Origin of the sequence: Flavobacterium sp. (genome assembly GCF_031363805.1) — a bacterium.
Classification (GTDB): Bacteria; Bacteroidota; Bacteroidia; order Flavobacteriales; family Flavobacteriaceae; genus Flavobacterium.
The window spans coordinates 1-10,024 of sequence record NZ_JANLVD010000055.1; the positions used below are offsets into that span (position 1 = coordinate 1).

The 10,024-nt window shown below is 30.8% G+C and carries 11 protein-coding genes; 5 read left to right on the forward strand and 6 right to left on the reverse strand.

The annotated features are described in order from the left end of the window. From RMN92_RS03255 to RMN92_RS03280, 6 genes are all read right to left on the reverse strand, one after another. Nucleotides 1-449: DUF5684 domain-containing protein (locus RMN92_RS03255; RefSeq protein ID WP_309608041.1), on the reverse strand; the 449-nt coding region annotated here is incomplete at its 3' end. 225 nt (nucleotides 450-674) lie between these two features. After that, nucleotides 675-1,373 carry a 4-hydroxy-tetrahydrodipicolinate reductase gene (dapB, locus tag RMN92_RS03260; protein ID WP_309608031.1) on the reverse strand — a complete coding sequence of 233 codons (699 nt, stop codon included), beginning with the start codon at nucleotides 1,371-1,373 and terminating at the stop codon, nucleotides 675-677. An 11-nt stretch (nucleotides 1,374-1,384) separates the two neighbouring features. Next, nucleotides 1,385-1,954 (reverse strand): DUF5683 domain-containing protein, encoded by a 570-nt coding sequence (locus RMN92_RS03265; protein ID WP_309608032.1) that lies wholly within the window; start codon nucleotides 1,952-1,954, stop codon nucleotides 1,385-1,387. After that, nucleotides 1,954-2,856: a ParB/RepB/Spo0J family partition protein gene (locus RMN92_RS03270; protein ID WP_309608033.1), complete on the reverse strand. Its 903-nt coding sequence runs from the start codon at nucleotides 2,854-2,856 to the stop codon at nucleotides 1,954-1,956. The genes RMN92_RS03265 and RMN92_RS03270 overlap by 1 nt, the downstream gene beginning before the upstream one ends. A gap of 8 nt (nucleotides 2,857-2,864) precedes the next feature. Beyond that, complete coding sequence (locus tag RMN92_RS03275) at nucleotides 2,865-3,629, reverse strand: AAA family ATPase (RefSeq protein WP_309608034.1); 765 nt, start codon at nucleotides 3,627-3,629, stop codon at nucleotides 2,865-2,867. Between the two features lie 212 nt (nucleotides 3,630-3,841). Continuing rightward, nucleotides 3,842-4,636, reverse strand: coding sequence for a tetratricopeptide repeat protein (locus RMN92_RS03280; RefSeq protein ID WP_309608035.1), 795 nt, complete (start codon nucleotides 4,634-4,636; stop codon nucleotides 3,842-3,844). Nucleotides 4,637-4,776: 140 nt separating this feature from the next. Between RMN92_RS03280 and recF the strand changes: the two genes are divergently transcribed. The 5 genes from recF to asnB all read left to right on the forward strand — a co-directional run. After that, the gene (recF, locus tag RMN92_RS03285) at nucleotides 4,777-5,856 is read left to right on the forward strand and encodes a DNA replication/repair protein RecF (protein WP_309608036.1); all 1,080 of its coding nucleotides are present in this window, start codon (nucleotides 4,777-4,779) and stop codon (nucleotides 5,854-5,856) included. Nucleotides 5,857-5,884: 28 nt separating this feature from the next. Further along, complete coding sequence (locus tag RMN92_RS03290) at nucleotides 5,885-6,277, forward strand: rhodanese-like domain-containing protein (RefSeq protein WP_309608037.1); 393 nt, start codon at nucleotides 5,885-5,887, stop codon at nucleotides 6,275-6,277. A gap of 4 nt (nucleotides 6,278-6,281) precedes the next feature. Then, the gene (locus RMN92_RS03295; RefSeq protein ID WP_309608038.1) at nucleotides 6,282-6,956 is read left to right on the forward strand and encodes a DUF2461 domain-containing protein; all 675 of its coding nucleotides are present in this window, start codon (nucleotides 6,282-6,284) and stop codon (nucleotides 6,954-6,956) included. 1 nt (nucleotide 6,957) lies between these two features. After that, nucleotides 6,958-8,016 (forward strand): glycosyltransferase, encoded by a 1,059-nt coding sequence (locus RMN92_RS03300; protein WP_309608039.1) that lies wholly within the window; start codon nucleotides 6,958-6,960, stop codon nucleotides 8,014-8,016. A 347-nt stretch (nucleotides 8,017-8,363) separates the two neighbouring features. After that, nucleotides 8,364-10,024, forward strand: a 1,661-nt coding sequence (gene asnB, locus RMN92_RS03305) for an asparagine synthase (glutamine-hydrolyzing) (RefSeq protein ID WP_309608040.1), incomplete at its 3' end; no start/stop codon positions are given.

The window sequence follows — 10,024 nt, forward strand, 5'->3', positions numbered from 1 at the left end:
GGAATATTAAAAGGCTGAATCAAATAACCATGAACTATAGTAGCAACTACAATCGCAAATAATAGTGAACTTATTGTATCGCCACTTTTTGTAGTCGCCACAATACTTCTGTCGCGCTTATATTCCACATTTTCAAAATAATTAATGTAATAAATATAGAATCCAAGAGTAACAACTCCTAAAATTGTGTCTTTTTCAGTGTTTTTTCCAAAACTTCGTAAAGTTTCTACCCAGACTACAATAAACATAATCAGGTTTACTATTGGTAAAAACAGTAATACAACCCACCAAGTTGGTCGGTTTATAATTTTCATTAAAATGATAGCATTATATATAGGAACTGCTGCTTCCCAAGATTTTCTACCTGCTTTTTCGTAAAGTTTCCAAGTTCCTATATAGTGTACAATTTGTAAAACTAAGAAGAATATAAACCACTGTAGTATTGTCAGTTTGTTTTAGGTATTTAATTGTTCGATAATTCGATTTTTCGATTTTTCGATTTTTCGATTATTTGATATTTTATTATTTAATTTCTAGACTATTCGATTGTTCGATTGTTCGATTATTTTATACTTTATTATTTAATTTCCAGACTATTTGATATTTCGATTATTTGTTTATTTGAAAGTCGAAAAGTCGAATCATCGAATAATCAAACAATCGAACCATCAATTTTATAAATTCAAAACATCTTTCATTGTAAAAACTCCTTTTTTATTTTGAATCCATTCGGCAGCAATAACTGCGCCTAAGGCAAAACCTTCACGATTGTAAGCTGTATGTTTAATCTCTATTTGATCGACATTTGAATCATAAAAAATACTGTGTGTTCCAGGTACATTTTCTATTCGTTTTGCATCAATTTTAATTTCATTTTCTTCAGGATTATTTAATGTCCAATTTTTGTAAGTTGAATTTTTAATAATCCCATTGGCTAATGATATGGCTGTTCCACTTGGTGCATCCAGTTTTTGTGTGTGGTGAATTTCTTCCATTGAAACTTTGTATTGATCAATTTTGGACATCATTTTTGCCAAATAGTCATTCAATTCAAAAAAAATATTCACACCCAAACTAAAATTTGAAGCATATATAAAACTTCCGTTTTTTTCTTTGCAAATCGATACCATTTCATTATAATGATCCAACCAACCTGTTGTGCCACATACCACTGGAACATTAGTATCGAAACATTCAGAAATGTTACAAACCGCACTTTCTGGAACACTAAAATCTATGGCTACATCCGCATTTGATAATCCTGCATAAGTTGAATTGCTTGATTTTCTTAGAACAATTTCATGACCACGATCTAAGGCTATTTTTTCAATAACTTTTCCCATTTTCCCATAGCCTAAAAGTGCAATTTTCATTGAAGTATAATTTAAAAATGATAGTTTAAAGCTACGCCTAGATTTTGTTTGTAATTGATTTCATTCTGATAAATTTCAGGCCGAACGGTTAATTTTCCACTCACATTAAATTGTCTCAAATGACCATCTACATTGGCGTCGATAATATTTAAAATATACAGTCCAACTGTAACGAGTAATGATAAATCTTTCTGACGCTGGTGAAATTTTTGCGCCACAATCAACCTATCAGATGTTAAAATTCCTTTAAACTCATCGGTTGTATTGAGTTCGCCAACCAATAACCTTTCTTTGTAAGCATCCCTGTAGGCATCATACTTGTTTTTGTTCCAAGAATAAGCATAAATTCCGCCACCAATGGCACCAATAACAATTGGGATTTTCCAATATTTTTTATTGTAAGCCTGACCCAATCCAGGTAAAATAGCAGAATAAAAAGCTGCTTTTGCTGGAATTAATGGATTTATTTTAGTTTCAATCGTATCTGTTGCAAAAAGTATATCTTCTGATTTTTTTTGAGAATATCCAGAAAAGATTCCAAAAAATACAATTAAAATTAATATGTAAATCGGTTTTTCCACTAACCTTTTATCAAGTTCATTATTCTAATAAAATCGGCTTCAGAGCTAAATGGTATTGTTATTTTACCTTTCCCATTTCCTGCCACTTTTACATCCACAAGAGATCCAAAATAGTCATTGAAAGTTTTTTTGTCTGTTCCTTTTATTTCAAAAGAAGAGACCGCTTTTGACGCTGCGCCAACTTTCGGTTTTGCACCTTCTTGGTATATTTTAACCAAAGCTTCGGTATCTCGAACTGAAAGATTTTCACTTACTATTTTCTGATAAATATCTGTCTGAACATCGTGGTTTTCTACATTTATAATCGCACGTCCGTGTCCCATTGATATAAAACCATCTCGAATTCCTGTTTGAATAATGGGATCCAATTTTAACAAACGCAAATAATTGGCAACAGTCGAACGCTTTTTTCCCACGCGATCGCTCATTTGCTCTTGTGTGAGTTGAATTTCGTCAATTAATCGTTGGTAAGACAACGCAATTTCAATAGGATCCAAATCATGACGTTGGATATTTTCGACCAAAGCCATAGTCAACGATTCATTGTCATCTGCCAATCGAATGTAAGCAGGAATTGTTTTTAATCCTACAATTTTTGAAGCTCGCAAACGGCGTTCACCTGAAATTAATTGGTACTTATTAAATTCTGTTTTACGAACAGTAATTGGCTGAATAACACCCAATTCCCTAATTGAAGTTGCCAATTCTTGCAATGATTCTTCATTGAAATTGGTTCTAGGCTGAAATGGATTAATTTCAATAACTTCAATATCCAATTCAATAATACTTCCTACAACTTTGTCGGCATTTTTATCTTTTACAGATACAATATCATTTTCAGGATCTTTCAATAATGCTGAAAGTCCGCGTCCCATTGCTTGTTTTTTTATCGCTTGTGCCATAAATATGTCTAACTATTTTTCTTTATAATTTCGTGAGCCAAACTCAAATAATTGGAAGCTCCTTTACTTGTAGCATCATAGTTTATAATGCTTTCGCCATAACTAGGTGCTTCGCTTAATTTTGTATTTCGTTGAATAATGGTTTCAAAAACCATATTGTTGAAGTGCTTTTGCACCTCTTCCACCACTTGATTTGACAATCGAAGGCGAGAATCAAACATGGTCAGCAACAATCCTTCAATATCCAAGTCGGGATTGTGAATTTTTTGTACACTTTTAATAGTGTTCAATAGTTTTCCCAAACCTTCCAAAGCAAAATATTCACATTGAATAGGAATGACTACAGAATCGGCAGCAGTCAAAGCGTTTAAAGTTAATAAACCCAATGATGGTGCGCAATCTATAATAATATAATCGTATTTATCTTTAACAGACTCCAATGCTTTTTTGAACATGTATTCCCTGTTTTCCTTATCGACCAGTTCGATTTCAATAGCTACAAGGTCAATATGCGCTGGAATAACATCTACATTTGGTGCAGAACTTTTTACAATGGCTTCTTCAGGCGTGTTGCTGTGTTCTAGAATTTGGTAAGTCCCAATTTCGACCGCATCCACATCAATACCCAATCCAGAACTAGCATTGGCTTGAGGATCGGCGTCAATTAATAACACTTTTTTCTCTAAAACACCTAGAGCGGCTGCTAAATTTATCGAAGTAGTTGTTTTTCCTACACCACCTTTTTGATTGGCAATTGCAATGATTTTACCCATTTTATTTTAAAAATTTTGAGCCGTAAAAATACAATTTTTTATGACTTTTTCAAGTCTTATTTGTTAACAAAATGGGAAAGTTTAATTTTGTGAAGTTAATACACCTTTCCAATCGCATTCGAAATATAAATGCTAAAAAAAAGAGAACCTAAATAGTTCTCTTTTTTGAATTTCATGTTATAATTAAATGCAACAATGTGCAAGAAATCTAATTATTGAGCCATTCCAATCAAAGCATCAATATTTTGAGCTTCAGGTGTGTCTTGAAAATTATCTTTAATATCTGTAAAATACTTCACAGCGTCTTCTTTTTTACCCAAAGTAAGAGCGGTTTGCCCAGCTTTCAATAAAAATCGAGGTGTAGACATATCATTTTTATTGCTTTCGGCTGCTTTAATGTAAAATTCTAATGCTTCAGCTGGTTTTTTTAATTCCGCATTTGCATCGCCAATTGCGCCAATAGCCATAGCATTTGTAAAAGCATCATCAGATTTAAAATCAGACAAATGTTCAATTGCTTTTTGATATTGTTTTGTATTCAAAAAAGCCATTCCAGCATAATAATGCGCCAAATTTTCAGCATTTGCACTTGAACTTGAGCTTAAAATATCCAGAAAACCTTGTTTGCCTTCGCCACCATTTAAGGCTAAATTATACAATGAATCGCTCGTTTTTCCTGAAGCATCAACCGCTTGTTTAAAATATTGTTGTGCTTGAAACATATTGCTAGCCGCTTCATTTTGACTTGGTTGCGCAACAAATTTGTTATACAATAAATAACCAACCGTAATTAAAGCAATACCTCCAACTATTGATAAAATGATATTTTGATTTTTTGCAACAAATTCTTCAGTTTTTGAAGCTGTTTGATCCAAAGTATTAAAAACACCAGCTACATTGCTATCTTTTTCGTCAACATTAATATCTTTTTCTAAATCATCTACATTATCTGTTGATACATCCTCTGGTTTAGGAGCTTTATATCCTCTTTTATTATAAGTTGCCATTTTTATTAAATTTAATGAGGTGCAAAAATAAAATTTTTATTGGTAAATAAAAGATGTTTTACAGTTATTTTTAATAATTTGCAATCCTAATTGAAATGTGCTTTTAAATAACGTTAAAAAAAAACATTTCTACCTATTATATGTACTTAAAAAAAATATCCCTTTTCAATTTTAAAAACTTCGACGAAGCTAGTTTTGAATTTGAATACAAAATAAATTGCTTTGTTGGAAAAAATGGTGTTGGAAAAACAAATGTTTTGGATGCTATATACCATTTATCCTTTGGAAAAAGCTATTTCAATACACTCGCCGTTCAAAATATAAAACACAATCAAGATTTTTTTGTCATTGATGGTACTTTTGAAAAGCAAGAAAGAACAGAAAATATTCTTTGCAGTTTGAAGAAAGGTCAAAAGAAAATTCTAAAAAGGAATGGAAAAATCTATGAGAAATTTTCTGATCATTTAGGATTTATACCTTTGGTAATTATTTCTCCAACTGATGCCGATTTGATTCGCGAAGGAAGCGAAACCAGAAGAAAATTTATAGACAGCGTAATTTCTCAGTTGGATAAAGAATATTTGCAACAATTAATTCAGTATCAAAAAATTATCAGTCAACGAAATGCGCTTTTAAAATATTTTGCAGTAAATAGGGTTTTTGAAACAGAAACTTTGAGTATTTACAATGAACAATTGAATGGATTGGGTCAGCAAATATTCCAAAAAAGAAAAAGTTTCTTAAGTGATTTCATACCTATTTTCAATACGTTTTACCAAAACATTTCCAATTCTGTTGAAACCGTGCAATTAGAGTATGAAAGTCAGCTAGAGAATCAAGATCTATTGTCACTTTTACAAGACAACATTTCCAAAGACAGGATTTTGCAATATACCAGTGTTGGCATTCATAAAGATGATTTATCGTTTAATATAGAAAATTATCCCATTAAAAAATTTGGATCGCAAGGGCAACAAAAATCCTTTTTAATTGCTTTAAAATTGGCACAATTTGAGTTTGTAAAAAAACAGAGCGGTGAAAAACCTATTCTACTTTTTGATGATATTTTCGATAAATTGGATGAAACCCGTGTCGAAAAAATAGTGGAAATGGTAAATAATAATAATTTTGGACAGCTATTTATAACCGATACCCATGGAGAACGAACGGAAAATATTATAAAATCGTTGCACCAAAGTTATAAAATATTCAACCTTTAATTCATACTTTAGCCTAAAATTTGAACTGATGAAACCTTTTTTTATACTTTTAATTATTGCTAATTTACTATTCATAAACTGCAATGCACAAAATTCAGAAAAAATAAAAACGATCGCTGGAAATGAATTTCAGAAAAAAGTTGAAAATATCCAAAAACCACAACTTGTGGATGTACGGACACCAGAAGAATTTGATGTTGAACATCTAGGAAATGCCACAAACATAAATTGGAATTCACCTGATTTTGAATCAAAAATAAAAGTACTCAATAAAAAGAAACCTATTTTTGTATACTGTAAAGCTGGCGGACGAAGTATTAAAGCCGCCACCAAATTGGCAGAACTAGGTTTTACAGAAATTTATAATCTTGAGGGTGGCATTCTGAGTTGGAATTCTAAAAATTTACCAATAAAAAAATAATATTATGTTATCTAAAGAAGCTATTCAATTTATTGAAGATTTAAAAGCCAATAATAATACAGAGTGGATGCATGCCAACAAAAAACGATATGAAAGTTTTAAAAAAGATTATCATAGTTACATTGCATCAATTTTAGAAGAAATGAAACCGCTAGATAAATCGCTGGAACCGCTTGAAATAAAAAATTGTACTTTTAGAATAAATCGGGATATTAGATTTTCGAAAGACAAATCGCCTTATAAAACCAATATCGGTGTTTGGTTTAGCACCAATAAACTTAAGAAAAATAGTCCTGGCTATTACATTCATTTTGAAAAAGGAAGCTCATTCATTGCTGGTGGATCTTGGAGTCCAGAAGTCGAAGAGCTCAAAAAAATACGCAAGGAGATTGCTTTTTTTTATGATGATTTGGAAAAAATTTTAAATGACGCTGATTTCAAAAAAGAATTCAAAACTTTGAGTCGCGATGAGAACAATGTTTTGAAAAAAGCGCCAAAAGGCTATGAACCCAATCATCCGGCTATTGAATTTTTAAAACTGAAAAGTTTTACGGCTTCTCAAAAAATCGAAGATAAACTATTTTCTGATTCAGATTTTGCAAAAAAAATTGCAAAGAAACTTATTGTTATGAAAAATTTCAATCATTTTTTAAATCGTGCTTTAGAAACGGAAGATTAAAATGCAAAAAAAACGAATACTTTTCCTAGGCGAAACATTTAGGGCAGATGCTATTACTTGGATGAATGGTTTGAAAGAGTTTGGAGACTTTGAAATTGTAACATGGGAATTGCAAAATCATAGTGAAGGTATCTCTAGAATCAAACGATTATTTGAACTTTTTAAAATATTTTTTAATTTTAAAAAAATAGCTAAAAGTTTCAATGCAGATATGGTTATTGCCGAGAGAGTCACTAGTTATGGATTTCTAGCCGCCATTTCAGGAATTAAAGCCATAGCCATTGCACAACAAGGATCATCAGATTTGTGGCCTGAAAATTCTCCGCTTTATTTTTTTAAAAAAAAACTTCAAAATTACGCCTTTAAAAAAGCCAATATAATTCACGCTTGGGGAAATATAATGGCTGTACACATGCAAAAACACAAGGCTGACATGTCTAAAGTCATGATTATGCCAAAAGGTATCAATGTTGATTTATTTGCATTTCAAAATAATTCTTCCACAACAAAAATAAATGCCATTGTAACTCGGTCTTTAAAATCTGAATACAAACAAGATGCTATTTTAAAGGCTTTTTCAATTTTAAAGAAAAAAAATATTTCTTTTGAGCTTATTATTGTTGGCGACGGACTTTTACTAGAAAAATTGAAAAAATTAGCAATTCAATTAAATATTGAAAAAGATGTTGTATTCGCAGGAAGAATAAATAATATTGATTTGCCTAAACTACTTCAAGAATCAAACTTTTACATTAGTATGCCAACTACAGAAGGTGTTTCTGCTTCGCTATTTGAAGCCATGGCTTGTGGATGTTTTCCAGTCGTGTCAAATATTGAAGGAAATCAAAATTGGATAAAACACAATGAAAATGGCGTTTTAGTCGAAAGTGAAAATGCTGAAAAACTGGCTTATGAAATTGAAAAGGCATTTTTAAATCAGAATTTAATTCAAAAAGCTATATTGGAAAATAGAGAATTTGTGGTTCAAAATGTAAATTATGCTATCAATATGAAAATAATAGCAAAGACTTATGAAAATCTAATTAACAAAATAAAATAGCTTTTTTAAAATGTTTAGAAAAACAAAAATTTAACCCAAAATATTAACTAAATAAAGAACTTACAAAATAAATAAGATACTTTTATAACCAATTATTTTATAAAATTGATTCTGTCTATTTTGAAGTTTAGCCAAAAAAAATTATATATGTATGTCATTTTTTTGTTTTTTTACCATTAAGACAGATACAGTAAAGTTAATAATATACAAAATAGGTATTTTACGGTTTTCCCGCGTATTTTGTTAAAGTTTGATTTTTACAGTGTTTATAGCGTTGTAGGATGGTATAGATGAAGTTAATTGAACTAAATATGATTTAAATTACCCAAACAATTTAAACTTAATTTATGTGTGGCATCAACGGAATATTGCATTTCAATAATAAATCAGTCAATGAAAATCAATTGATAAAAATGCGCGATTCGCTCGAGCATCGCGGTCCAGATGATGCTGACATTTTTATTCAAAATAATATTGGTTTGGGTCACAGAAGACTATCTATTATTGACACCTCAACAGCTGGTCATCAGCCTTATCATTCCGAAAATGGTCGTTATATATTGGTTTTTAATGGCGAAATATACAATTACAAATTTTTTTATTCAGAACTAAACGCAAAAGGCTTAATGCTTAAATCGGGTTCCGATACTGAAGTTTTAATCAAACTTTATGAAATTTACGGATTGTCAATGCTTTCAAGACTCAACGGAATGTTTGCTTTTGCTATTTGGGACAAGCAAGAAAAAAAACTTATTTTGGCAAGAGACAGAATGGGTGTAAAACCTTTATATTATTCAATTTATCAAGATTCTATATATTTTGCATCAGAACAAAAAGCGTTGTTTTCAGCAGGAATTCCATTGCAAATTTCTGAAAACGGTTTGGATGAATATTTTTTTAACCGATTTGTGGCTGGCGAAAATACATTATATCAAAATGTATTTAAATTGTTGCCAGGTCATTTTATGACAATTACAGATAGTGGAAATGCAAAAACAACAAAATGGTGGAATTTAAAAACCGAAATTGAAAATCACAATCAAATTACAAATCCAACAAAATGGTTTGAAGAAACATTTTTTGAATCTGTAAAACTAAGGATGACAGCAGACGTTCCTGTGGGTGTTTTATTAAGCGGCGGACTAGATTCCTGCTCAGTTTTATCATCATTATATCATCAGGATTATAAAAATATAGAAACTTTCAATATTGGCTTTTCAGAAGCGGAGCATAACGAATCATTTTTAGCCAAAAAAATCACTGAAAAATATAATTATAAATTCAATACTTTAAAAGTTGAAGGGAATTTGCTGTTTGATAATTTAATTGAGTCTACCTATTTTCAAGACGAACCATTGATGCATTTGAACGAACCGCACTTATTGTCCATTTCACAACTGGCCAATAAAAAGGTTAAAGTTTTGCTTTCTGGTGAAGGCGCAGACGAACTTATGGGTGGCTATGTGCGCTACAAAGCATTAAAAAATCCATCTTTATTAAAAGCGATTTCTTATTTGAGTAGTTTCGATTATATGACCAAAAATCCACGATATAATAAACTATTTCGTTATTCAAAAATTAAAAAATCAGAAGATTTAGTACTTTTTAATAGTACCAGTATTTATCCAGATGATATCAATCGTTTTTATGGTGAAAAGAAAAAGCCAGTTAATGAATATCGCTATCAAATATTAAAAGAAGCCCAGGAATTATATCCAAAAAGTTTGCAAAGACAAGCCTTATATTTTGACCAGCACACTTATTTGTGTTCGCTTCTTGATAGAAACGATCGTTGTACAATGGGTGCTTCTATTGAATGTCGAGAGCCGTTTTTGGATCAAAGATTAATAATTGGCTTAGGAACTTTGGACGACAAATGGTTATTTTCAGGCAAAAAAGGAAAATTTATTTTAAAATCGACAATGCAAAATAAGTTACCGCAAGAAATTTTAAACTTCAAAAAAATAGGTTTGAGTTCGCCTTGGGGAAAATATTTTACTTCAAACGA